This window comes from uncultured Microbulbifer sp. (assembly GCF_947498635.1).
GTDB classification, from domain to species: Bacteria; Pseudomonadota; Gammaproteobacteria; order Pseudomonadales; family Cellvibrionaceae; genus Microbulbifer; species Microbulbifer echini.
In genome coordinates this window covers 71,269-96,170 of the sequence record NZ_CANMKV010000005.1, presented here as the reverse complement: position 1 = coordinate 96,170, position 24,902 = coordinate 71,269, and the positions used below count along the sequence as shown (strand labels likewise).

23 protein-coding genes are annotated in these 24,902 nt (G+C 55.3%); 8 read left to right on the top strand and 15 right to left on the bottom strand.

Annotated elements, in window-relative coordinates; all coding sequences use genetic code 11:
- Positions 1–4 precede the first annotated feature (4 nt).
- The 9 genes from Q1A69_RS04010 to lgt form a co-directional block, all read right to left on the bottom strand.
- Entirely contained in the window at positions 5–1,357 is a 1,353-nt protein-coding gene (locus Q1A69_RS04010) for a tetratricopeptide repeat protein (RefSeq protein ID WP_299581439.1), read from the bottom strand.
- 12 nt (positions 1,358–1,369) lie between these two features.
- The gene (locus Q1A69_RS04005; RefSeq protein ID WP_299581436.1) at positions 1,370–1,987 is read right to left on the bottom strand and encodes an energy transducer TonB; all 618 of its coding nucleotides are present in this window, start codon (positions 1,985–1,987) and stop codon (positions 1,370–1,372) included.
- A 5-nt stretch (positions 1,988–1,992) separates the two neighbouring features.
- Positions 1,993–2,394: a biopolymer transporter ExbD gene (locus tag Q1A69_RS04000; protein ID WP_299581433.1), complete on the bottom strand. Its 402-nt coding sequence runs from the start codon at positions 2,392–2,394 to the stop codon at positions 1,993–1,995.
- Positions 2,395–2,508: 114 nt separating this feature from the next.
- Complete coding sequence (locus Q1A69_RS03995) at positions 2,509–3,036, bottom strand: MotA/TolQ/ExbB proton channel family protein (RefSeq protein WP_299581430.1); 528 nt, start codon at positions 3,034–3,036, stop codon at positions 2,509–2,511.
- Positions 3,037–3,050: 14 nt separating this feature from the next.
- A complete protein-coding gene (locus Q1A69_RS03990; protein ID WP_299581427.1) occupies positions 3,051–4,421 on the bottom strand; it encodes a MotA/TolQ/ExbB proton channel family protein in 1,371 nt (456 codons plus the stop codon).
- Entirely contained in the window at positions 4,418–5,200 is a 783-nt protein-coding gene (locus Q1A69_RS03985; RefSeq protein ID WP_299581424.1) for a DUF3450 domain-containing protein, read from the bottom strand. The genes Q1A69_RS03990 and Q1A69_RS03985 overlap by 4 nt, the downstream gene beginning before the upstream one ends.
- 287 nt (positions 5,201–5,487) lie before the next feature.
- A complete protein-coding gene (locus tag Q1A69_RS03980; protein WP_299581422.1) occupies positions 5,488–5,997 on the bottom strand; it encodes a dihydrofolate reductase in 510 nt (169 codons plus the stop codon).
- A gap of 12 nt (positions 5,998–6,009) precedes the next feature.
- The gene (locus Q1A69_RS03975; RefSeq protein ID WP_299581420.1) at positions 6,010–6,843 is read right to left on the bottom strand and encodes a thymidylate synthase; all 834 of its coding nucleotides are present in this window, start codon (positions 6,841–6,843) and stop codon (positions 6,010–6,012) included.
- Positions 6,844–6,849: 6 nt separating this feature from the next.
- Entirely contained in the window at positions 6,850–7,698 is an 849-nt protein-coding gene (gene lgt, locus Q1A69_RS03970) for a prolipoprotein diacylglyceryl transferase (RefSeq protein WP_299581555.1), read from the bottom strand.
- A 104-nt stretch (positions 7,699–7,802) separates the two neighbouring features.
- Between lgt and Q1A69_RS03965 the strand changes: the two genes are divergently transcribed.
- From Q1A69_RS03965 to Q1A69_RS03945, 5 genes are all read left to right on the top strand, one after another.
- Entirely contained in the window at positions 7,803–8,618 is an 816-nt protein-coding gene (locus Q1A69_RS03965) for an NRDE family protein (RefSeq protein WP_299581417.1), read from the top strand.
- A gap of 444 nt (positions 8,619–9,062) precedes the next feature.
- Positions 9,063–11,027, top strand: coding sequence for a L,D-transpeptidase family protein (locus Q1A69_RS03960; RefSeq protein ID WP_299581414.1), 1,965 nt, complete (start codon positions 9,063–9,065; stop codon positions 11,025–11,027).
- Between the two features lie 235 nt (positions 11,028–11,262).
- A complete protein-coding gene (locus Q1A69_RS03955) occupies positions 11,263–12,447 on the top strand; it encodes a L,D-transpeptidase family protein (RefSeq protein WP_299581413.1) in 1,185 nt (394 codons plus the stop codon).
- 27 nt (positions 12,448–12,474) lie between these two features.
- Positions 12,475–13,635 (top strand): L,D-transpeptidase family protein, encoded by a 1,161-nt coding sequence (locus Q1A69_RS03950; RefSeq protein ID WP_299581412.1) that lies wholly within the window; start codon positions 12,475–12,477, stop codon positions 13,633–13,635.
- A gap of 320 nt (positions 13,636–13,955) precedes the next feature.
- Positions 13,956–14,489: a DUF882 domain-containing protein gene (locus Q1A69_RS03945; RefSeq protein ID WP_299581410.1), complete on the top strand. Its 534-nt coding sequence runs from the start codon at positions 13,956–13,958 to the stop codon at positions 14,487–14,489.
- A 74-nt stretch (positions 14,490–14,563) separates the two neighbouring features.
- Here Q1A69_RS03945 and Q1A69_RS03940 read toward each other — a convergent pair whose 3' ends face one another.
- Both Q1A69_RS03940 and Q1A69_RS03935 read right to left on the bottom strand, forming a co-directional pair.
- Positions 14,564–15,742, bottom strand: a complete 1,179-nt coding sequence (locus tag Q1A69_RS03940; protein ID WP_299581408.1) for an imelysin family protein — start codon at positions 15,740–15,742, stop codon at positions 14,564–14,566.
- Positions 15,743–15,809: 67 nt separating this feature from the next.
- Positions 15,810–16,469 (bottom strand): HAD family hydrolase, encoded by a 660-nt coding sequence (locus tag Q1A69_RS03935; protein ID WP_299581406.1) that lies wholly within the window; start codon positions 16,467–16,469, stop codon positions 15,810–15,812.
- A gap of 339 nt (positions 16,470–16,808) precedes the next feature.
- On the opposite strand from Q1A69_RS03935, the gene Q1A69_RS03930 reads away from it, so the two are divergent.
- The 3 genes from Q1A69_RS03930 (at position 16,809) to Q1A69_RS03920 (ending at position 20,553) form a co-directional block, all read left to right on the top strand.
- Positions 16,809–17,315, top strand: coding sequence for an RNA pyrophosphohydrolase (locus tag Q1A69_RS03930; RefSeq protein WP_299581553.1), 507 nt, complete (start codon positions 16,809–16,811; stop codon positions 17,313–17,315).
- 89 nt (positions 17,316–17,404) lie between these two features.
- A complete protein-coding gene (gene ptsP / locus Q1A69_RS03925; RefSeq protein ID WP_299581403.1) occupies positions 17,405–19,657 on the top strand; it encodes a phosphoenolpyruvate--protein phosphotransferase in 2,253 nt (750 codons plus the stop codon).
- Between the two features lie 149 nt (positions 19,658–19,806).
- A complete protein-coding gene (locus Q1A69_RS03920) occupies positions 19,807–20,553 on the top strand; it encodes a hypothetical protein (protein ID WP_299581400.1) in 747 nt (248 codons plus the stop codon).
- A 114-nt stretch (positions 20,554–20,667) separates the two neighbouring features.
- On the opposite strand, the gene gcvH is transcribed toward Q1A69_RS03920, so the two are convergent.
- The 4 genes from gcvH to Q1A69_RS03900 form a co-directional block, all read right to left on the bottom strand.
- Complete coding sequence (gene gcvH, locus Q1A69_RS03915) at positions 20,668–21,054, bottom strand: glycine cleavage system protein GcvH (protein ID WP_299581398.1); 387 nt, start codon at positions 21,052–21,054, stop codon at positions 20,668–20,670.
- A gap of 66 nt (positions 21,055–21,120) precedes the next feature.
- Complete coding sequence (gene gcvT / locus Q1A69_RS03910) at positions 21,121–22,209, bottom strand: glycine cleavage system aminomethyltransferase GcvT (protein ID WP_299581395.1); 1,089 nt, start codon at positions 22,207–22,209, stop codon at positions 21,121–21,123.
- A gap of 205 nt (positions 22,210–22,414) precedes the next feature.
- A complete protein-coding gene (locus Q1A69_RS03905) occupies positions 22,415–23,521 on the bottom strand; it encodes a hemolysin family protein (protein WP_299581392.1) in 1,107 nt (368 codons plus the stop codon).
- 405 nt (positions 23,522–23,926) lie between these two features.
- A complete protein-coding gene (locus Q1A69_RS03900; protein ID WP_299581389.1) occupies positions 23,927–24,211 on the bottom strand; it encodes a hypothetical protein in 285 nt (94 codons plus the stop codon).
- Between the last annotated feature and the right edge of the window lie 691 nt (positions 24,212–24,902).

Sequence of the window (24,902 nt, the reverse complement as noted above, 5' to 3'; positions counted from 1 at the left end):
ACAATTAAATTGCCAGCTGCTTTTCACGCTCCTGTTCACCTTTCACAAAGGCTATCCACTGCTTGGCAAACTTCTCAGAGCGTTCATCTTTTTCAGCCTTTTTAAGACTTACTAAAGCGGCGTCATAGCGCTTCAAGTTGGCATTCGCCATGCCCATCACGACATGCAGGGTATCAACACGCTTGATATTGCCTTTCTTTAGAGCTTTTTTACCCATGGAAATGGCTTTCTCATTCTGGTCCAGATCCAGGTAGATACCAGCCAGACGCGAGTAGATTTCACCCTTGTCGGAAAGACTAGCGGCCGCTTCCAGCTGGGGGATCGCTTTTTGCAGCTCTTGAGCCATCTGGTAAGCCTGGGCAAGTGTCTCCAGGTTCTTGGCTGTACGTGGAATCTTCTTCTCTTTGATGCCCTTGGCAATCACCTTGGCCCCCTTATAAGGCATATCATGCCCCATAAAGAGATAACCCATGTTCAACAGGTCCCGATCCTTCTCCAAAGCGCCGGCAAGATAAGCCGCCTCCATCATATGCAGCTGGTCTTTATCGCGTTTGAGCTCGCCATACATCGCAGCCAGTGTTTTGTAATACACAGGCTTCGGATAATGCTGCACCAGCTTTTCCAGAACACCGGCTACTTTTTTATAATCACTGCGCTCGAAGTAAATGTACTGCTGAAGACCGTACCACCCCTCTTTCGGTACCTTGCCCTCTTTCTCGTACATGGACACCGCAACATTAATATCCGCGAGTGCCTTGCTCTGATTGCCAACCTGGTTATAAGCCTGGGCACGCAAAGCGTAGGAGTCGGCAGTAATACGATCGGAAACTTTGAACCATTGGTTCAGGTAATTGATCGCCTGCTTGTAGTCCTCTGTGACGAAGTAGAGCTGAGCAAGAGTGAATAAGGTTCCCACTTCAAGTGCCACCGGTAGGTTTTTCTCACCCTGGCTCAATACTTTCTTAAAGTACGGGATTGCCTGCTTATAACGCTCAGTACTGTAGTAAACGACACCGAAGAAATTGTACATCTGCGCTACTTCATAGCCGTTGTACCGCTTCTTACTCGCATCCATCTCCTTCAGCGCGACAAGGGCGCCCGCCCAGTCCTCTGCGTCGGCAGCTTCCTGGGCTTTTTCCAGCTTTTTATACGCGGCTTCGCGCATAGCCGGTACTTTGCGGCTCTTCTGTTTGCTGGGCTTTTTTTGCTCCTGCGCCAGGGCAGAAGCGAAAGGTGCGGAAACACCCGCTGCTTCGAGCACGGTGACACTGACCGCCGGTGCCAGCACCAGGGGTAGTGCCACAGAGGTGCGCAGAGCGAGCTTGGACAAACCTTTGCGAATGCTTGTCAACTTCATAGTGCTTCCCCCTTAGTCCTTAGCCATATTAAAGCTAATCTTAGTCCGCACATTGGGGACTTCAGTCGGCTTGCCATCAACTACCCGCGGCTTGTACTTATACTTCAGCGCAGACTTGAGCGCGGCCCTGTTAAAAACAGAGGTCGGCTTGCCGTCCAGGGTAAAAGCTTCGACCACTTTGGGGTCGCGCACAGAACCGTTGGTGGTCACCGTGTATTCAACAATCACAAAGCCTTCCATACCTCGCTGAAGAGCGCGGCGTGGATACTGAGGCTGAACCTTGACGATCGGCAGATAATCACCCTCACCAAAGCTAAAGCCCGTAAGCTTGACACCACCAGAGGCTTTCGGTGCAGAAATGCTGATGCCACCATCGATGTCCGGTTCTTCGAACTCCGGCTCTGGCATTTCCGGCGGCGGAGTCTCAGGATCCTCCGGTTTCACCGGCTTGGTCGTATCGTACTGTGTTTCAATCTTCTGCTCAGGCATCACCACATCGGCAACTTTGAACTGCTCCTTGTCCTCTGGAGCCTTCATGTTTGCCGCAATCAGCTGATGCATGGTGAAGATGAGGCCAAAGGTTGTGGCTACTGCCAGCGTACCTGCCCCAAGAAGTCTTACCGGATTCATAGCTGTTAACTCTTTTCTGTCGCGACCGAAACTTTCTTGATACCGATCTTCCTGGCCGCTTCCGCAATCAGGGCAATCTTCTCAATACTCGCTTCCTTATCGGGCTGAATCACCAACCACCCTTTCGGGTTTTCCGAGTAGAGGCGTTCCAGGACAATCTTTACCTGGCGCTCATCAACCTTATCTTTGGCAATCCAGATCTCATCACTATCGTTGATCGCTACCAGAATTGAGGCGGCTTTGAGTTCTGCGGTTGTCGCTTCCGGCTTCACAACATCAGCACCCGGCTCCTTGATAAAGGTCGCGGTGACGATAAAGAAGATCAGCATGATAAACACCACGTCCAGCATGGGCGTGAGGTCGATAGCGCCGGCTTCTTCTTCTGCCGTATTTTGTCTTTTGCTCATAGCAACTCTCTTAGCGAACTTTTCCGGCGGAAGCCCAGAGAGGGCCCCCGGCGAAAATTTCTGGCTTGGCTAAACCTTCACAGCAAATAAGCTCGCCTATTCGCTGATGTGTGCCTAGTGATCCATGGTCAGATGATCTTCCAAAAGCTGGGTCTCACGCTCAGCCTTACGAGCGAGATAGGTGTTGGCAAATACACCAGAGAGGGCCGCAACCATACCCGCCATCGTCGGGATAGTTGCCATGGATACACCACTGGCCATCTGTTTGGCGTCGCCACCACCAGTAATCGCGAGAACATCGAACACGTTGATCATGCCCCAGACCGTACCCAGCAGCCCGAACAGAGGTGCTAGGGCAACACAGGCCTGGATCATGTCCATATTGTCCTGAATCTTCTCGGATACCCGGGAAATCATCGCGTAACGGATCTGGTGGGAAGACCAGGATTTGCGCTCGTTGCGCTCCTCCCACTGGTCTACCGCACCTTGAACGTCGCTCTTTAACGCTTTGTTAAAGTAAAAAACACGTTCAAAAATCAGCGTCCACATAAAGAAGGTCAGGCCGGCGATCAGGAACAGTACTGGCCCGCCCGACGCCATAAAGGCGTTGACGGCGGCCCATGCGTCATTTAATGCGTGCATGTTGCCGCCTCCTCTTATTTACGCTCGGCGTTTTCTGCCACGATACCGGCACTCTGCTCTTCCAGAATGTGCAGGACACGCTTGGCGCGACCGTTGACTACGGTGTGCATCAGTACAGTGGGGATAGCCACTACCAGACCCAGAACGGTGGTGATCAGGGCGGAAGAGATACCACCAGCCATTGCTTTAGGATCACCGGCACCGAAGATAGTGATCGCCTGGAAGGTAATGATCATACCGGTAACGGTACCCAGCAGACCCAGCAGCGGGGCTACCATGGCAATGATCTTCAACAGGTTGAGACCAGACTCTACCGCCGGGCGCTCTTTCAATACGGCCTCTTCCATCTTCAGCTCGAGAGTCTCGCCGTCGACACCTTTGTTCTCTTCCGCAACAGCCAGTACACGACCCAGTGGGTTGTTGGTGTTCGGGGTAGAGGAACGCAGCTGAGCACTTACTTTGGCACTAACACCGGTCAGTACGATCAGGCGGAAGATGGCCAGCAGCATGGCGAATACACCAACCGCAGAGATGATGTAGCCAACGATGCCGCCCTGGTGCCAGCGCTCAACGAGGTCGGGGCTGTTGATCATAGCTTTCAAGTAGGAGCCGCCCGTAGGACCAGTCGGGTCAACACCAAAAGCACTGAACCCAGCGGTGGAAGCCTGCAGGCTTTCCGCCATGCTTTGGAACTTGGCATCCGGCTGGCGAATCAGTTCCGCCATTTTGTAGGCGTCGTTCATTTCCAGGTACTTGCCGTTGGAAACCAAGTTAAAGTTACCAACACGAACCACCTCCTGCTCAGCCTGCTCGCCGCTGGGCTTAATCACCGTAGCGTTGAACTTAACAACCTTGCCGGATTCTACGGTTTCACGTTGCAATTCAAACCACAGACGCTCGATTTCCTCGATAGTCGGCAACTTGGTTGCACTGTTCATCTTGGCCAGCAGGCCGTCGATAAACTCGGTACGACCGGGGTACTGAGCGGAAACCAGAGAGGAACCAACGTTCGCACGCAGATCTGCCGCGGTAGAAGACATATGGCCGAACAGTTCTTTCAAAGAACCCAGGCGCTCATCCAGCTGCTGACGCTTCTGGTCTACAGCCACTTCCTGTTCCTGGTATTTCTTTTCCAGTTCGGCAGAGCGTTTCTCTTCAGCGGTGCGGGTGTCTTTGGCTTTCTTCAGCAGGCTCTGCTGGTTGGACTTCTGACGGCGGAACTCGGCTTCGCGCTGCCTGTGCTCCTTGGACTCGGCAACCTTGGATTGCTTAACCATCTTGAGCAGGTCGTCGAGAGAGGAGGCTTTTTCCTGTGCAACAGCTGAGAAGCTGATCAGGCCAGCCGCTGCTGCAACTAGTACACGTTTGGCGATAGAGGATTTCATTGCGCTGCCTCCGGTGCCGCGATCGGCATAGTCATGATATCGATAGTGGCCTGCTTCTTGGCGATCTTGAGGCCGTTCATGAGGGCGCGGCGGTATTCGCCAGCATCAATCTCAACCCAGGCTTTTTGGCCTTTGTCGTAGGCGAGAGAAATCTTGGAATCCGTGGTCTGAGCCAGCAGGGCAATACGGCCAATTTGCAGCACTTTCACTTCGCGCTCCTGACCGTTGACGTTCAGGGAATCGCCGTAAGTGTCGATCTTACGCGCGTATTCCGCTTCGAAATTGTACAGTTCCAGTACCTGGCGGAATTTTTCCGCAACGGTAATATCGGAACGGTCCATATTGTTCTTTACGCCTTCGAGGTTGGCCATGCGCTCGTCCAGTTTGAACGGGGCATCCAGTTCAATGAACTGTTCCAGGCCGTCCAGCATACGCAGAATCAGCGGCTGGATCTGACGCTCAATTACCGTGACGTTGGCAATGGAATCATCCAGCTCATTGATCACTTCGAGCTGATTGGCCAGCTGTTTTTCCAGCTGACGGTTATACACTCGCAGACCATCGATTTCTTTATTAACCACCTTGAAGTCCTGCAGCAGGCCGCTGGTTTCTTCGGCAATCTTGTCGATGCGCTTTTGCGATGCCTGGGCCGCAGTGGTTTTCTGCTGGCCGACGGCGAGTACGTTATCGAGAGTATCCGCAGTGGCTACGCTGCCGTAGAGCGCGCCGGCAGACAACGCAGTGGTCAGCGCCACAGCCATGAATCGCTTGGTTTTCATTAGACCCCCCAGTGGGTTCAATATTTCACAACATGGTCGCGATGAGTTAGCTGCCACAACGCGGTGTCCTTTTGTTTTAAAAACATTGGTTAGAAGACAGCTAAGAGCCGCACATTGTAAACAGCCGATTTGATTATTCAAATGCCGATTGCCAGCATCGGCCCGCATGGGTAGCAAGGTAACACCCAGGTAACAAAACCGGGTCGCTTGCACACATTAGCGGCGAAGTTCCTTGTGTAAGCTGTCGCAGAATTTAACAGATTGATCAACTTTTAATCAAATTGTTTTTATTTAAATCTGTCGTACTGAACTAATGCGTAGTTGTACTCATTCTTGTCGGAGGCTGGGTAACACTCCCGTACAACCTCGACCCATGAGTCATTAAGTGTAGGAAAGAACGCATCGCCCGCCACTTCCGCATCCACCTCTGTGATGTAAAGGCGGGCCGCCCGCGGCATAGCCAGGCGGTAAATCTGCGCACCGCCAATCACCATCAGTTCGCTGGCGCCAGTCTCAGTGGCATACCCACCGGCAAGCTCGAGAGCAGACGCCAAAGAATCCACAACCTCAACCCCCTCAGCCTGCCAGTTGGGGTTGCGGGTAATCACGATATTGGCGCGGCCAGGTAGCGGGCGGCCTATAGACTCATAAGTCTTGCGCCCCATCACGATAGGTTTCCCCATCGTGGTGCGCTTAAAGAACTGCAGGTCGCCGGAAATGCGCCAGGGCAGCTGATTTTCCCTACCGATAGCGCCATTGCGCGCCACAGCCGCAATCAGTGCAATAGGTGTATCCACCGATTCCACCTCCTAAACCGCTACTGGTGCCGGGATATGCGGGTGCGCCCGATAGTCCTGCAACTCGAAATCCTCAAAGCGGAAAGCAAAGAGGTCTTTAACTTCGGGGTTGAGGAGCATTTTGGGCAGAGGTAAAGGCTCCCGCTGCAACTGCAACTCCACCTGCTCCAGATGATTGGAGTAAAGATGCGCATCGCCAAAGGTGTGGATAAATTCACCCGGCTGCAAATCACACACCTGCGCCAGCATCAAGGTCAAAAGGCTATAGGAAGCGATATTGAAAGGCACCCCGAGAAAGATATCGGCGCTGCGCTGATAGAGCTGGCAGGACAACCTGCCATCCGCGACGTAGAACTGAAATAGGGCGTGACAGGGAGCCAACGCCATACGTCCCTCGCGGGCATTGTCCGCAGGAGAAACGCCCTCATCGGGAAGGTCGGCCGGATTCCAGGCGCTAACCATCAAACGGCGGGAGTCCGGGCGGGTTTTCAGCTGCTGCAGCAGCTGTTCAATCTGGTCAATCCTGCGCCCATCTGGAGTGGGCCATGAGCGCCATTGGTGGCCATAAACTGGCCCTAAGTCGCCATCCTGGGTGGCCCATTCATCCCAGATCCGCACTTTGTTTTCCTGCAGGTAGCGAATATTGGTATCGCCCTGTAAAAACCACAGAAGTTCATGAACAATCGAGCGCAAATGACACTTTTTCGTAGTAATTAGAGGAAAACCTTCGGCCAGATCAAAGCGCATTTGATAGCCAAACACGCTCAGGGTGCCGGTGCCGGTACGGTCACTTTTCACTGTGCCATTTTCACGCACATGGCGCATTAGATCGAGGTACTGCTTCATTTCTATCTAGGCTCCGCCATTTACCTGGGAACGTGTTTCTTTATTACTCGCCTTTCCGCGCCCCTGGGGCAGCGGCTGAGTGCGGTAGCTCCACACCAGCAGGGCGATACCGGCAACAATCATCGGCAGACTCAAAAGCTGACCGCGGGTCATCCAGCCGAACAGATCAAAGCCTATATGGCCGTCCGGCTCTCTTACAAACTCCACCAGGAAGCGGAAAATGCCGTAAAAAAGTACAAACATACCGCCAACGGCGAGGCGTGGGCGCGGCTTGCTGGAGAACCACCAGAGCAACGCAAAGAGCACCAGCCCTTCGAGAAAAGCCTGATACAGCTGTGATGGATGCCTGGCCAACAACTCCGGATCCTTGGGAAATACCATGCCCCAAGGGCCTTCCGTTGGGCGGCCCCAAAGTTCCTGACCGATAAAATTACCGAGCCGCCCCAACCCGAGACCGATGGGCACCAGCGGGGCGACAAAGTCGATTAGCGCCGGGAAGGTTGTGCCAATTTTACGGGCATAGAGCACTGTGGCTAACATCACACCGACCAGCCCTCCATGGAAACTCATGCCACCTTCCCACACTTTGAGCAGGGAAAGCGGATTTTCCATCAGCTGCGGGAAGTTGTAGAAGAACATGTAGCCGAGCCGGCCACCCACAACCACGCCGATCGCGCAGTAGAGAATCAGATCCTCCACCTCCGACTTGATCACCGGGGACCAGGGCCTGGTGCTGCGTCGCAATGCCAGCCACCAGGCGACAATAAAGCCGAACAGGTACATAAGGCCGTACCAGTGCACTTTTAAAGGGCCAATAGCAATGGCCACTGGATCGATTTCTGGATAAGTCAGCATGGGAGAATCGAGATTGTTGGCGAAGCGCGTATTATGGTCGCAAAGCGCCCCCCAGCGAAAGAGGCGCGCCATCAGCCGCCTCCCAGGAATACGTCATCTGCCTATTGCTGTTTGCCTACCACTGCCACCCGGACTACCCGCTTCTGCTGATTGCCAATCGAGATGAATTTTACGCCAGAGAAACTGATCCAGCGGGGCCCTGGAGGGGCGGCCAAATGATCGCGGGGCGGGACCTGCGGGCGGGGGGTACTTGGGCGGGTATCGCTCGGGGGCGGGTGGCTGCCGTCACCAACATCCGCGAGCCCGACCGGGCGGAACCCGGCGATGTTTTGTCTCGCGGAGAAATCCCACAGAAATTCCTGACGACTTACAGCTCCCCCGAACAGTTCGCACAGGGCCTTGAGGGCGTGCGATATCGCGGATTTAATGCGCTGTTATTCGCCCAGGGTGCCAACCAACCCCTGGTCTGTGCCGGCAACCGCCACCGCCCTTTTGCCTTTTCTTCCGGTGTGCACGGTATCTCCAACGGTGCGCCCGATGCCCCCTGGCCCAAGGTTGAAAAGGGCAAAGCCGCGCTGGCGGAAATGATCAGGTGCGTCGATGGCCCAATCAACCAAACGAACTTTATTGGTCCCGCCCTGAGCCTCCTCCGCGATACCTCCCCAGCAGCGGACGCGGGACTACCCAATACCGGCGCGGGCCTGCCTTTGGAACGTGCCCTGTCGCCAATTTTTGTGCGGATAGTGCAGAGAGAGAATCTCCTGCCAAACGATGTTGCCGATGGCGACATCGCGCAAGGTTATGGAACTCGCGCCAGCACGATTATTGCGGTTCACCGCAGCGGCCTGACCCAGCTGTGGGAACAGAGCTTTACCCAGGGGACACGTTCCGGACCACTACGCCACTTTTCCATCCCCTAACAGCCCTCGGCAAGCCCCTGAAATTAGTAAGGTTTTTGAGGGCTGACCGAAAAGTTGGCCGTATCTATTCGTCCAAGCACAGAGTGACTGGTTGATAAATTTCCACCAATACCAGAACGCCATTGAGCAATTTACGATTTTTTCGGCGCTCCGACAGCAGTAGCCGCGGCACCTATTCTCAGAAGAAAGAAACGCCAAGCAAATTCTGCATTTATTGCCATACTTAGATTCACAGACTGGAATTGGTTGAGTTTCGCGCAAGTGTGACGCCAATTACTGTCTCAATAAGAGGACGTCGCGCGGGACGCATGACAAGTGCGAGCCATCGCTAGACACCAAACAGTCTCAGGATGGGTTCGCTTCAGGTTCGGAAGGTATGAACGATCTGGCGCCCGGCATTATCCACAGGACAACACCGGGCCCCTGCTGTATCGCCGAGGTACCATGTCTTATTTCAACCCAGAGCAGCGCAATCACAAATCCATTCTGCCCGTGCTGATTCTCGGCAGTCTCTGCGTCTCTATCCTTTATTACGCCTTTTCCGCCAACCAGAAAACGGTGCCGGTGTTGCCGGAGAACGCGGTTCGCCCGCACTTGGTGCATTGGCTGGAAGAGAACCCCGACGCATGGCCCGCCCAGGATCCTATCTTCAACCCCGCTGCAGTGCGCAGAATTTACCAGCGCACCAACTATCGCCTGCTTTGGTTCGATAACTACAACCTGAGCGACAGCGCCAACGACCTACTAAAACAGCTGACCGCGGCCAGCTCCGGCAACCCCAGCAGTATGGTGGACTATCGCTATCACCTCGGTTATTTCGACCGCACCTTGCGGGACACACCCCAGCGCCTGCAGATGGCCGCGGTGCTGGATATCTTGTTGACCGACGCTTTTGTGTCCTATGCCCAAGATACCCAGCTCGACAGAATCCATCCAAAGAGCCGCCCGCGCCGGGGCGTAACACCTGTTCTGCGCGAACACCAGGGCTTTCGCATGGTGGCCTACGGCAGGGCCCCACAACAGACGAGCAATGAGCCCAGTGGGCGCAAATACTTCCGCGGCTATGACCGGGCGCGCAATATTGGTAGTAAACCGCGCAGCCGCTATTACTCCCGCGAGTACAATACCGACCGCGAACGCAAGCTCTCCGGGTCCACTAGAACCCGCAATGAGCAGCGTACCCGCTACAACTCCCACAGTGAAAACGCTGGTAGCAACGCCGGTGCCCGCAGGGACGGCAGCCGGGTTTACTACAATCAGGGCCGCAATAGTAATGAGCCCCGCCGGGCTTCTCCATCACGTTCAGAAAACAGCGAGGGACCTTACTTCGAGGAAAGTACGCCTTACGGTAGCGATGTCTACGCACTCAGAAGCGCTCTTGAACGGCTGCGCAAAATCTCCAGCAGTGGTCGCTGGCGCCCGATACCTCCCGGACCGGCCATGACCATGGGGGCCCGTCACCCCCACGTGGGCCGCCTGAGAGATATCCTCACGCTCTATGGAGACTACCAGGGCCGCTACAGCTATGGCGGAGTTGACCGCAATCGCTTCGACCGGGGCCTGCACGAGGCGCTACTGCGCTTCCAGAAGCGCCACGGGCTCAAACCGGACGGCATTGTCGGGCGCGCTACCCGCAAACGCCTGAATCTCTCACCCACCGCGCGCGCCAGGATTGTGGAGATGAACATCCAGCGTCGCGAGGAATTGCCCGCCACTCTTGGCAAGCGCTTCATCCAGGTGAACATCCCGGCCTACCGCCTGCAATACGTGGAGGATGACCGGGTGAAGCTGGCGATGAATGTTGTGGTAGGCAAGAAAAAACACGCCACTCCAGAAATTACCACCAGGGTCAGCAAGGTGATCTTTAACCCTACCTGGACAGTACCGCGCAGTATCCTAGTCAATGAGATCCTGCCCAAGGCACGTAAAAACCCTGCGGGTATGGAGAACATGGGTTATCGGGTGGTGAGTGGCAGCGGCGAACACCTGCCTCTCACCAGCAATAACTTGTCTGCCGCCGGTGCAGGCTCTTATTTGATGCGCCAAATGGGCGGTGAGGAAAATATCCTTGGGCGGGTTAAGTTCGAAATTCCCAACAAGCACGATATCTACCTGCACGACACCCGCGCGCGCACCCTGTTCTCCCTCACGGACCGGGACTATAGCCATGGCTGTATTCGCCTGGAAAAACCACGCCACCTGGCCGAGGCCCTTTTGCGTCCCCAGGGGGACTGGGACCAGTGGCGTATCGACCAACTCACTGTCGGAGAGAAGACAACCGATGTCGATTTAAACCGATTGGTGAAGGTCTATATCACCTATTGGACCGCCTGGGTGGATGGACAGGGCAAACTGAATTTCCGCCCGGATATCTATGGTAAGGACGGGTTAACCGACAACCAGTTCTGAGCACTTCGGGGCGGTCCGATGGACCGCCCTTAGCCTCCCACCTCCACACCCTGTATTCTTTTTTTCTGAGAAACACCTATAGGTCATTCCTCAATAATATGAAGGGCCCGTGAGTCACAAGTTATCAATGTGAGCGGTGCGATCGATCTTTTTGGTCGCTTATCGCTTACAGGGGTGATTTATGGGTGCTGACAACCATTCTTCCTTTCACAGAACGCCAAATCACCGTGGTGCAATGGCCCTCGTGCTAACCATTGCTCTGGGCATTGATACTGCCCCGGTCTTGGCGAGCAGCGGCGAAAAACTGGAATTGCCCGTGGCAGGGAGAGACCCCTTTTCACCTTACGGCAGACAATACAGTCTGCTCAGCGAGGAACTGGCCCGCTATAGGGGATTGGCCCAGGGGAATCAATGGCGCCCTCTGGATGCCGGGCAACCGATAACGCCTGGCAGCCGTGGCCCCCGAGTGGCCCAGTTGCGCAGCCTGCTGATGCTCTACGGGGATTTCCGTCCCGCTGATTTCAGTGACAAAGAGGCAGAAGAAGCACTCCACGGTGACGTCTACGATAAACCGCTGCAGGCGGCTGTCCGTCGCTTTCAGCGCCGTCACGGCCTGAAAGCCGATAGCCTGGTGGACGAGCGCACCCGCAGCCGACTCAATACGAACCCGGAAAAACTCGCCCGTATTCTCGCCGCCAATATCGCCCGCTGGGAGGAACTTCCCAAAGATCTGGGGCCCAGATACATCATCGTCAATGTACCCGAATTTAACTTGCGCCTGATCGACGGCGAGCGGGAGCAATTCCGCATGAAGGTCGTCGTGGGTAAACCTAAACACAAGACTCCGCAGTTGACCACGCGCATGACCCGCCTCGAATTCAACCCGGTGTGGCGGGTTCCACCCAGCATCGCGCTGCGCGAGCTACTGCCCAAGGGCAGCTCGGCGCTGAGCGCGAAGGGTTACCGATTGATCAATCACCGCGGCAGAGCCGTTCCCTTCACCCGCGGTAATGTCGCCGCAGTGCGCCGGGGTCAAGTCTCCCTGCAGCAGAAGGGCGGACCAGGAAACGCTCTCGGACGCGTCAAATTTGTGATCCCCAATCGCCACGCCATCTTCCTACACGACACCACCAGCAAACACCTTTTCAAGAAGTCCCAACGCGCCTTCAGTCACGGCTGTATACGCCTGGAAAAACCCCTGAAGTTTGCCCGCATGATGCTCGCGGAACAAAACCGCTGGAACAGCGCGCGTATCGAGCGCGCATTAATGAGCGGTCGCACCCACGGCGTCGCATTAAAGAAAACCCTGCCGGTTTATATCGCCTACTGGACCGCCTGGGTGGATGAAAAAGGCCAACTGCAGTTTCGCCCGGATATCTACCAGCGCGACAAACCCGGCAAAGGGGCAAACCGTGGCTGAATTTAATCACTCCAGCGGGAGTTCACTATGGCTTGGTATCCCCGCCACCTTTGGCTAGTTGCCCTACTGGCAGTGGCCATCGCCTCCGCTGCCCCAATCAACGGTGCCCTCGCCACCAGGGAGGCTGCGGCCCTGGATACGGCCAGCATGGGCGACCAGTTGCGCAGCGAAGCCAGCCGTTACCGCGCGCTGGCCAAATACTGGCGTCCAATTCCTCAAAACGGCCCTCTGCGGGCGGGGGATAGGGGTGAGCGGGTATTACAGCTTCGCAAACTGCTGGAGCTCTATGGGGACTACCACGGTCAGCCCGGCCCTGTATCCGCCCCACAGAAGGACCCTATGCGTTTTGATAGCGCACTGCAATCTGCGTTAAGACGTTTTCAGCGTCGTCACGGCCTGACACCCAGCGGCGTCGCCGAAGGGGAGACCCTCGCAGCCCTGTCGGTTTCCCCCATGGAAAGAGCCGCGCAAATGACGAGGAATGCGCAGCGCTGGGACAAGCTCCCCCCTCTTACTGAGAGCCGCTATGTACTGGTGAACGTGCCTGACTATCGCCTGCAATTGGTAGAGGAAGGCCGCATCAAACTGGACATGAAAACTGTGGTAGGTAAAAACAGTAGCCGCACCCCAAATTTACACACCCATATCACCAGTGTGGTGTTCAACCCTACCTGGACTGTGCCACGCAGCATCCTGATCACAGAATTGTTGCCCAAGGCAAGACACAACCCGGCCGCTATGCACCGGCGCGGTTATCGCATTATCCAGTACCGCGGCGGCAAAACCTCTCCAATCACCAGTGAAAGCCTGGACCGAGCCGCCGGCGGCCACGCCACCCTGCGCCAAGTGAGTGGCCCGGGTAACACCCTAGGTAAGGTGAAGTTTGTTATCCCCAACAAGCAGGCCATATTTCTCCACGACACCCAGGCTCAGAGTCTCTTTACAGAGCACCAAAGGGCTTTTAGCCACGGATGTGTTCGCCTGCAGCAACCCGAGGAGCTCGCCTATACCCTGCTGCAATCCCAGGGGTGGGACAGAACCCGCATAGCCCAGGCTGCCATTGGCGATGAGCCCCTCAAGGTTTCGATCAAGCCCGCGCCCAGGCTCTACATCGTTTATATGACAGCCTGGATAGACACGGAGGGTCGCCCCCAATTCCGCCGCGATATCTATCACCAGGATAAATAGCCTCTCAGCACTAGCCACCCTCGCCAAATGGCCTTTCTGCACTCGCATAAAACTTGGCAGTCGCAAAAAAAACGAATTTTTACGTTTTGTCTGTAGATGACAACGCTGTCTCTGGTTTTTGTCCACATTGTCAGCATCCAGGCACGGAGACACGAAAACCGCTAGTACGCCAGCAAAAATTTACCCGTCGGACCCTTTGAATATTTCCTAATTAGCAGGTCGTAATTTGTAACGAATGGTTATTTTTTGTACATTTTCCGCCGTACCCGGTTGCCCCCACCCAAGGGCGCACCGAAGAGAGTTAACGACGAGGCGGAATTATGAAGAACCCATCCAGACGTCGATTCCTGGCAGTGACCTGCGCAACTGCGGCGGCGGTCAGCGCCGGACCGACTTTCGCGAAAGTCGGCAGCTCCCGCACCCTGAAGATGCGCAATCTGCACACTGGGGAGAAGCTGGAGACCGCCTACTGGACAAACGGTAGCTACAGCAACGGCGGCTTGAAACAGTTCAACAAACTATTGCGTGACCACAGGGCCAACGAAGTGACCCGCATGGACCCGAAGCTATTCGATATCGTGTATAAGCTGAAGGAGAAGTTCAATTATAAAGGGACCATCGAGATTATCTCTGGATACCGCTCGCCCAAGACCAACGCTAAGTTGCGCGCTGCCGGCCGCGGTGTTGCCAAGCGCAGTTACCACACGCGCGGCATGGCTCTGGATATCCGGATGCCCGGCGTGTCTCTGTCAAAGCTGAGACAAGCCGCACTGAACCTAAAGGCGGGCGGTGTCGGTTACTACCCGAAGAGTAACTTCGTACACGTGGACACAGGCCCTGTACGTCGCTGGTAAGCGATGTCAGATCCCCAAACAGCAAAAACCCCGGCGAAGACCGGGGTTTTTGCTGTTTGGTTAAGCGGGTCGACTCAGTCTTCCACAGCCGGTAGCGAGACTGGCATCACATCCTTTTCTGAGACCGGCACATGCACAGTACCCGTCATCAGGCCCGCCATCTGCTCCAGTAACTTACGCGCCCTGCCCAACTGCCCCAATTCCGCCAGCTCAAACGGATCCTCCATCTTTAACAGCAGGGCCTCAAAGTCGGAAAAAGTCTGTTCCAGCGCTCTGACCTGGTGGCGATCGAGCAATACCTCCGCCATACCGCCACCGCCTGTGGGTATCCAGTTCGACTGTAAGGTCGCCATAATCGCCAGCAGAGCCTGCTTCGAATCCGCGGCGCGGCCACTTTCCACATCGCTCTCAGAGCCCTCGGGTAGCCGGCGCATTAGCTGCTCATCAATAACCTGGGTGTGGGCGGCGCGGATCTGCTGCAAACGGGCCACTGGCCCGAGAGACAGGTACGCACGAGAGAGATTGTTGGCCGAGGTGGGCCAGCGGCGCGCCAACCCAGCCATATCCTCTTCGATACCCTTTACAATCAGGCGGGTTAGCTCGCGGCGGCGGTTGGCCGCCAGGGCCTCCGGCTTCTCGCCATTGCTATCGGCGACAAAATCCTCAGACATACGCTCGCTGGTTGGGCCCCAAAGCATCACCTCAAGGGCATGAAAACCGGTGCTCGCCTCCTCGTGCGCGGTGAGGCGGTGCTGCTTGCGCAGATTCACCAAGGTCAGCTCTATGGCGGTGTCGTTGACGATACCGCTGTCCGAGTAACCCGGCACCGTATCCAGGTAGCCCGGCTGGGCGGGCCAACTGTCCAGCGCAAGCAGCAACTTGCGCCCCTGACCGCGCAGATCCGAGGGTGAGAAGGCCAATTGAATATAAGGTAGAGTCGCCGCGAACTCGCGATGCGCATCCAACCAGGCGAGCCTGGTCTCCTCCAGTTGCTCCTCGCTGGGCTGCGCCAGCAGAGCCTGAACCGCCCGCTGTAGGGTTTCCACCGAGGCATGGGCGTGGAGTACCTGGGCCTGTCCCGCCTGCCAGATAGCCAGGGATAGATCGGCCGCGGCCTCTACATCGACCTGCTGGCTTGCTGTGGGGCGCTCGACTTTCGCCGGCTCGGCGCTTCTCTGCTCGCAACCGATTAAGATGAGCAGGCTGCCCATCAGCAGGGCGGCAACCATGTACCGAAGGGTATATCCGTTCACTCCATTCCTCGTTTTGTATTGGTTTAAAGGCCGCAACTTTTCATTTGCTAACAACGGTTATCTAGCCCTAGTCGCGCAGGCTGATGATCGGCCAACCCCGGGACTGCGCCTCCGCGCGCAAACGGGCATCGGGATCCACCGCCACCGGGTGTTCAACTTCAGTGAGCAGGGGTAGGTCGTTAATAGAATCGCTGTAGAACCATTTCTCTCTACTCGCGTATTCGGGGTTTTGCGCCAGCCACTGGTGCAAACGCAAGACTTTGCCAGCCTGGTAACAGGGGTCCCCCGCCACCCGGCCGGTAAAACGGCCCTCGTGCTCTTCGGGTTCGGTCGCCAACAGGGTATCCACCCCCAGGCGCGCGGCGATCGGCTCCACCACAAAACGATTGGTGGCGGTAATAATCATGATGTGATGGCCTTTGCGACGGTGCTCACCAATCAGCTCTTGTGCCGCCGGCAACCAAAGTTCACTGATCACCTCCTGCATAAACTCGCTTTGCAGATTCTCTAGCTGACCGCGCGAGATTTGTGCGAGCGGCTCCAAGGCAAACTCCAGATAGGCGAAAATATCCAACTCGCCTCGCTGATAGTCCTGATAAAAACGGTCATTACTTAAGCGGTAGTGCTCACCATCCACATGCTCGCGCTCCACCAGGAACTCACCCCAGGCGTGATCGCTATCGCCGCCGATTAGCGTGTTGTCGAGATCAAAAATTGCCAGGTGCATCGCCGGTTCCCCCATAAACTATAGATTCGCAAAGGCTATTTCGCCGCCAGGGTAAAGCAACCTCCACTACCGTGGCGGACGATTTTACCGCGCACTCGCCCCGATCACACGGACTGCGTCACTGAATTGCTGTAAACCCACCTCTGTGGAACAATGCGGGACAAGTAAGCGCGGCGCACGGCCGCACACAACAGTATTGAGGACGGTATTTTGGGCGACGGCAAACCGGCACAAGCCGGACGAAGAAACCGCCGTAGGCCTGCCAAGCAGTCAAATCGCACCGATAACCCCAGCGGCAATAACCGTAACCGGGGCCAGGGTGGCGACAACAGCAGCAATATAGACGCAGAGGGTTTCCGCCCCAATGTCGGTATCATTGTGCTGAATGCCCGCGGTCAAGCACTGTGGGCTAGGCGGGTTGGTGGCAAGGACGCCTGGCAATTTCCCCAGGGCGGTATAAATCCGGGCGAAACGCCTGAACAGGCGCTATACAGGGAACTGTACGAAGAAGTCGGACTCACTCGTGACCAGGTCAGTCTAATCGCCTGCACCCGCGGTTGGCTACGCTATCGGCTGCCACAGCGCCTGATCCGCCGGCGCTCAGAACCCCTGTGCATCGGGCAAAAACAAAAGTGGTTTTTACTGAAACTGGAGGCCGAAGAATCCTGTATCGGCTTCGACAACGGCTATAAACCGGAATTTGATCACTGGCGCTGGGTCAGCTATTGGCACCCGTTAAGCAAAGTGGTCACCTTCAAGCGCGAGGTTTACCGGCGCGCGCTGGCCGAACTGGCCCCACAACAGATTCAGCTGGAGAGACGTTGGTTACGCGAACGGGGCGAGTAACCCACCCGCGCCCGGTGCGTTCCGGCACCATTGGGCTCCGGACTGCCCTGGGCCCGTAATCTTCTTTGTTGACTGGCGAGGAAAGGCCATTGCTCGGATCTCTGCGAAGTATCGTTCAGGAAGTTAACTCCGCCAGGGACCTGCCCGCGGTGCTGGAGATTATTGTGCGGCGTGTGCGCGAAGTCATGCACACACGGGTCTGCTCTGTATACCTGCGCGATAAAGAATCCGGCAATTATGTTCTGATGGCCACAGACGGCCTGCGCCCCAGTGCCGTGGGCCAGGTTCACTTGGCGCCGGGTGAGGGGCTGGTGGGCAACGTGGTCACCCGCGAAGAACCCATCAACCTGGAAAAAGCCGAAGCCCACCCCGCCTTCCAATATTTCCCCTCCACCGGGGAAGAGCGTTTTAGTGCATTTCTCGGCACGCCGATTATCCACCACCGCATCGTACTCGGGGTCTTGGTAGTCCAGCAGGAGGAACAGCGCCGTTTCGATGAGGGAGAAGAGGCGTTTCTGGTCACCCTCTCCGCACAACTCGCCGGGGTAATCGCCCATGCCGAAGCCACTGGTACACTGGCCACCATCCGCCGACAACGACAGGAAACCCATTTCTCTGGCATCGCCGCCTCACCCGGCATTGCCATAGGTCGCGCCCATATTGTCACCCCAAGGGCCAACCTGGCCACTGTGCCCTATTCCCTGTGTCTGGATATAGAAGCGGAATTAGTCTTATTCCGACAGGCGCTCACCTCCGCCAGAGAGGAAATTCGCGAGGTAGGCGAGCGGCTCAAGTGCGAGCTCAACCGCGAAGAGCGCGCACTCTTCGACGCCTACATCAGCATGCTCGACGACAATTCTCTCGCCGTGGAGGTCTGCGATCGTATTGAGCAACAGCTGAGTGCCCCCAGAGCCTGGGCCGAAGTCATGCTCGAACATGTGCGTCGCTTTGAGGCCATGTCCGACTCCTACTTCCGCGACCGGGCTGCCGATGTGCGCGATTTGGGCGCGCGGGTCCTCACACACCTACACCAGCAACAGCAGAGCGAGCGCGACTACTCCGAGAACACCATTCTTGTGGGGGAAGAACTCACCGCAGCTGTTTTAGCCGAAGTCCCACGCGAAAAGCTTATCGGCGCCGTCTCAGTAAAAGGTTCCTCCAACAGCCATATGGCCATTATTGCCCGCGCCATGGGACTACCAGCGATCATGGGTGTGCAGGACCTGCCCTACGAAACCATCCACGGCGTGGATATGGTGGTCGATGGCTACCGCGGCGATCTTCATATCCATCCCGGCGCAGAACTCAAGCGGCGCTATGACGAAATAGTGGAAGAGGAGCAACAACTCGCCCACAGCTTCGACCACCTGGCCGACCTCCCGGCGGAAACCGCCGATGGACACCGGGTGCGCTTGCTGGTTAATACCGGGCTCATGGCCGATGTTGCACGCTCCCTGGAGCGCGGTGCCGAGGGTGTCGGCCTGTTCCGCACCGAAGTACCCTTTCTGTTGCGCGACCGCTTTCCCTCCGAAGAGGAACAGCGGGAGATTTACCGGGAACAGCTGGAGGCCTTCGCCCCCCTACCGGTCACTATGCGCACCCTCGATGTGGGCGGCGACAAGGCACTGGCCTACTTCCCAATCGAAGAGACCAACCCCTTCCTCGGATGGCGCGGCATCCGCGTCACCCTGGACCACCCGGAAATTTTCCTGGCGCAAGTGCGTGCCATGATGAAGGCCAGCCTGGGATTCAGTAACCTGCGTATCATGCTCCCCATGATCAGCGGGCTCAATGAACTCGAAGCCGCACGCAAACTGATTGAGCGAGCCTATCAGGAACTACTCGAGGAGGGCTATGAAATAGAAATGCCGCCACTTGGGGTTATGGTGGAAGTCCCCTCCGCCATCTACCTGATTCGCGAACTAGCCGAACGCGCGGACTTTATCTCGGTGGGTAGCAACGACCTGACCCAGTACCTGTTGGCCGTAGATCGCAACAACAGCCGCGTCGCCAATATCTATCATGCCTTACACCCCGCGGTATTGCGCGCGCTGCAGGAGATTGTCAATACTGCCCACGCGGAGGGCACCAAGGTCGGCATTTGTGGGGAACTGGCTGGGGAGCCCGGTGGCGCTCTGTTGCTGGTGGCAATGGGGTACGACATGCTGTCAATGAACGCCACTAATCTACCCCGGGTAAAAGCCACCCTGCGCGCAGTGCGTCAGGCGGATAGCAAGTTACTCTTGCAGCAGGCTCTCAAAATGAGCTGCCCAGTAGAGATTGAAAAAATAGTTAAAAGTTACCTCAAAAAAGCTGGCTTAAAGGTGACCTTACAGCCATAAATACATTTATCCAGCCTTGATACTTTCAATCAAAATATCCAAATTACATTCGAATAACTCAGAGGCGCCTAGCCTTTGAGAAATATTCCATGCTATTTCGAATTTAGCTGAAGCAACCCCCCCCGCAAGTAAGCACACACTAACGTTCAATGGTAGAATCCTCACGTAGCTCTAACTCACTTGAGCGTGCCTTTGCTAAACAATTTACTCAAAAAATTTTATTGTTAGGAAATATTTTCGTGCTAAAAAAAATAGCGCTTCTTACTCTGGTTATCACGGTTACTGCCTGTGTTTCTCCTACCTCCCTCGAGGAGCAATCTGTAGCCCCAAATTACCAGACTAAAGAATCAGTTTTGATTTCAGTTATCGACCAACGTCAACGAGTTCTTCAGGGAAAAAAGAAAACTTTTGTTGGTAAAGCTCATGTATCGTTTGGGATTCCAGTCGATTGGCACGTGAAACAAGTGCTTGCTACAGAACCGGGTGATAAAGAGAAAAACTTGGGGCAATTTTTACAAAGCCGACTTGTTCATGGCTTAAATACTTCTGGTTGGAATGCCATTGAAGTTGATCTGGATGAGAGCCCTGAAGAGGAAACTATCAGGCGACTGATGAAAGAAAACAATGCGGGCAAAATGATTAGCTTGGTACTTAATGAGTGGTACTTTAGCGTCAATCTTAATTGGGTATCCGCCTTTAACTTTGATACTGATACCAATGTACTGGTTTATGATTTGGAAGAGGGCCAGCTTCTAACAAAAAATATCAAAGAGCGTGACGTTATTGAAGAGAAGGCTAGCCAATCTCCCCAAAATAATGTGCTACTGGCTTATAAGGCTCAGCTAGACCAAATAGTAAATGATGAGGAAGTACGCAAAGCTATGTCTTTTGACTAGAAAGTACAGAAGCTTTGCCAAGTGATCAGCAGTCATTTGTACAGATTTTATTATTAACTATTGAAAAGACCACTAAAAATAGTGGTCTTTTCTTTTATCGCAATAGACTGGAACTCAGTCCTCAGACTCCGAACGATATGCGTCGGCATCCAACATATTATCCAACTCACTTACATCGCTGGGCTTGATACGGAAGAACCAGCCATCATCGTAAGGGGAGGAATTAACGGTTTCCGGGGATTCTTCCAGAGATTCATTCACCTCGACCACCTCACCGGATACCGGGGAGTAGATATCGCTGGCGGCTTTAACGGACTCAACCACACCGGCCTCATCGCCAGCGGCCAGGTTGCTGCCGACTTCCGGCGTCTCAACATACACCACGTCGCCCAATGCATCCTGAGCGTGGTCGCTGATGCCGATAGTGACAGTGCCATCCTCTTCCAGTCGAGCCCACTCGTGGCTGGAGAGGTATTTCAATTCATTGCGGATTTCGCTCATGCTGTGATCCCTTGATTAAGCATCTCAATAGAATGTCTTGCTGCGCGTACACCTACAGTGCGGCGCTTAAATAACCGATTTACCGTTGCGCACGAAACAGGGCTTAACCACCTTGACCGGCTGCATTTTTTTGCGGATTTCTACTTCGGCGGTATCACCGACACTGACCGGTACTCGCGCCAGAGCAACGGAGTAACCCAGGGTTGGCGAGAAGGTTCCGCTGGTGATGATACCGCGCTCTTCGCTACCGTCCACCATCACATACTGGCCCGCGCGCAGGACCCCGCGCTCTTCCAATACCAGGCCGACCAGCTTGTGTTCAACGCCCTTCGCCTTTTCCTCTTCCAGCTCAGCGCGACCTATAAAGTTGCGGCTTTCCGGCGCCCAAGCGACGGTCCAGGCCATATTGGCGATGAGAGGGGATGTTTCCTCGTCCATTTCGTGGCCGTAGAGGTTCATACCCGCCTCGAGGCGAAGGGTATCCCGTGCACCCAGGCCACTGGGTGCGACTCCGGCATCCGCCAGGGCGCGCCAAAAACCGCTGGCGTCTTCGCCGGGCAGCATAATTTCCAGGCCATCCTCGCCGGTGTAACCGGTACGCGCCACAAACCATTCGCCGCGTGCCACACTCTGGAAGACTTTCAGCGCATCGATCGCAGCGGTCCAATCGATACCCAACACCTCTTTGGTCTTGCTGATCGCATTGGGGCCCTGAATAGCGATCATCGCCAATTGTGGGCGCTCAGTAAGGGTGATATCAAAAGATTCCGCCTGCTTGTTCATCCAGGCTAGATCTTTCTCACGGGTGGCGCAGTTTACAACCACGCGATAGCCGGGGTCTCGCAGGTACACGATCAGATCATCGATCACGCCGGCCTTTTCATTCAACATGCCGGTGTACAGGGCCTTACCTGGATTGCCATCGAGCTTGGCCACATCATTGGCCAGCAGGTAGCGCAGGTAATCGCGGGCATCGGCACCATCGATGTCGACCACCGTCATGTGGGAGACATCAAACATCCCCGCATCGGTGCGCACCTGGTTGTGCTCATCCAGCTGCGAGCCGTAGTGCAGCGGCATATCCCATCCACCAAAGTCCACCATTTTGCCGCCCATAGCGACATGCGTGTCATACAGAGGCGTTCTGTTTCCCATTGTAAATTCTCAGTCCGTCAGGTTCCGAAGCGGCGTATTCTAGCGGCTTGGGTACTGGCCTTGCCAGCTGGCTATGCGCTGCGACATTTCTGCTCAGCTAGCCTAGCAGCCACCGGGATCAAAACCTGTACAGGTTGCCAGTGGCCGTCAAAGATTCCGCCGAGACGATCTGCAACCCCAAAATGAGACAAGCGGCGAGCGGAATTCAGTCGTCACGGCCTTTACCGGCCTCCTCAGTATCCTGTTCGCGCTGGGCTGACGTATCCACCTTGAGGCCGTGTCTCTTCGAGCGCCAACGCCACAGGCGCTTAGCCAACTCCTGGCGATCCGGAGTCTTATCCGCCTCATCGACAATTTCCTCGCCAAGCAGCGTCTCGAGGAGATCCTCCAAAGTAACCACCCCCTCCAGGCCACCGTACTCATCCAACACCGCACTGATCTGCATCCGCCGCGACAACATTTTCTGGAAGGCTTGATAGATGGTGGCGGTCTCCGGCAGCATCAACATTTCACGGCGAAACTCCGCCAGCTTGCGCTCCCCCTCCCCCTTCGCATGGGCGAGCAGTAACTCTTGTTTGAGTACAAAGCCCACCACACAGTCCTGATCGCGGTTTTCATATACCGGAATGCGGGAAAAGCGCCCCCTTTCCACCTCCTCATAGGCCTCGGCGAGAGTGGCGTCCTCCGGCAGGGAAAAAACCACCGTACGCGGCGTCATCACCTCGCGAACAGAGTGATCGCGCAGGGTAAAAAACAGATTGCGCAGAATACTCGACTCACGCTCCTCAAGCTGGCCCTCCGCCTCTCCTATCTCCGCCATAATCGCAAATTCATCGCGGCTGAACCCTGTAAGAGTAGGCCCGTGGGATAAGCCCCGCGTCAACCACTCGGACATTTTCACAAACGGATAGAGCAGCCAAACCAACCCGCGCAGCGCATAGGCGATAATCGGTGCCAGCTGGCGCCAATAAACGGCCCCTAGCGTTTTCGGGATAATTTCTGAGAAAACCAGAATCAACAGAGTGAGAATTGCGGAGGCAATACCCAGGTACTGGTTGCCAAAAACCGCCGCAGCCTGGGCGCCAGCCCCGGCGGCACCGGCGGTATGGGCAACAGTGTTCAAGGTGAGAATCGCAGCCAGAGGCGCGTTGATATCGCCTTTGAGCTTGCGCAACAGGGGACCCGCTTTGTGTCCCTGTCGTTCAAGCAATCGCACATAGGGCGTGGTGACACTGAGGATGACCGACTCGGCAATTGAGCACAAAAAGGAAAAACCGAGAGCGATAAAAATATAAGTGATTAAGAGAAACATATGTGCCTGGTTACAGCAGAATTAGGCTCCAATTCTTGCGCACTGTCCGCGACACAACAAGCCTAGAGAGCAGTAAAGCCCCAACAAAACAGCTTGCAACGGGTCGACGCCTTCCCCGTAAAGATACAGGGAGAGGCATCCGCCCAGTGCCATTCTCGTTTGGGCTAGCAATACTCTGGGAGCCTTCCAGCTGAAAAACCAGATCGAATCTGTCTCGAGTTATCCCGTCAGTACTCGCGGTCTCCAGATTTGAGTGGTAAATCTCCAGGCTCTCCCAATATTCGCCGAAACGAACACTGTAGACCCTTTGGGGGTATAAGTTGTCGGCAAGCGCGTGAATTACCAAGGCGTTCAACGGGTGCTCACGACCCAGAAGAATACACGCCAAATATCCAACGTAACGGCCTACAGCTGCCACCCGTTGATCTTTTTCGATCCAAACCCTGCGATTTCAATCACTCGGCTCTCACAATCGTGTCCGCATACGGTCGGCCGATACTGCAATATAAAGACCCCGCGCATCAGGCGGCCATTCGGTGAAAGCTTGGGACTGAAACCTAACACCTCGTTGGCCGTGGATAAATTGGGAGGCTTAATGCGCCGGACTCCTAGGAATACATCGAAATCTGGGCGGATATCACTGTTTTGGGAATCGGCCACAATGGCCAGGCGTGATTCCTCCGGAGACACGTCATAACTCTCTGAACCCTGGATCCAGCAAGGAATTTGCCAGCCAAGCTTAACGAAATTTTAAAGCCTGAGAATCTGGGCGCCTCATTCCGTGGCGTTCATAACACTAAAAAAGAAATCCAGACTAGATAACTCGATTCAAGGCGAAAGTCCGTCAAAACCACGTTTCACCAAATAGTAAATCTGCTTTGAACCTTCACGATGTCTTTTGCAATATTTGCTCTGCATAGCACCTCACTTCCTGTGAGGGTAAGGAGCCCCCGAGTGTGTCCCGGTGTAAAGAAGACAGCACCATTAATCCCATCGCCGGAAAGGCCAAAAATCTCCTGATCCTTCCGCTAAGTACCTGGGGTAAATGCACCGCAGAGCGCTTTGGTATCCCAGACTTTCAAAAACAGCCACCCAAACCAATCTGTAGGGCAATAGGTCATGGGCTTTCCTGTTAAAAATAGGCCAAATCGCCACTGTGGGCTACGACCGGTGCCGCACAGTATTTTTTGCAGCTTGCCGGCGCTACCGGCATGGTCCGAGTGGGCATAGGTAATAACGATCAGATCTAGTGCTTTAAAAGTAAGTCCCTTCGGGCGAGAAATTTTCCAAATTTTTTCTCTGTACCGGGCAATCCAAAGTCCACCAATTGTTTTCCCTTTGAGCTAAAAATCAGGTGCGCGTTCCCCCCCATGGGGAGTAC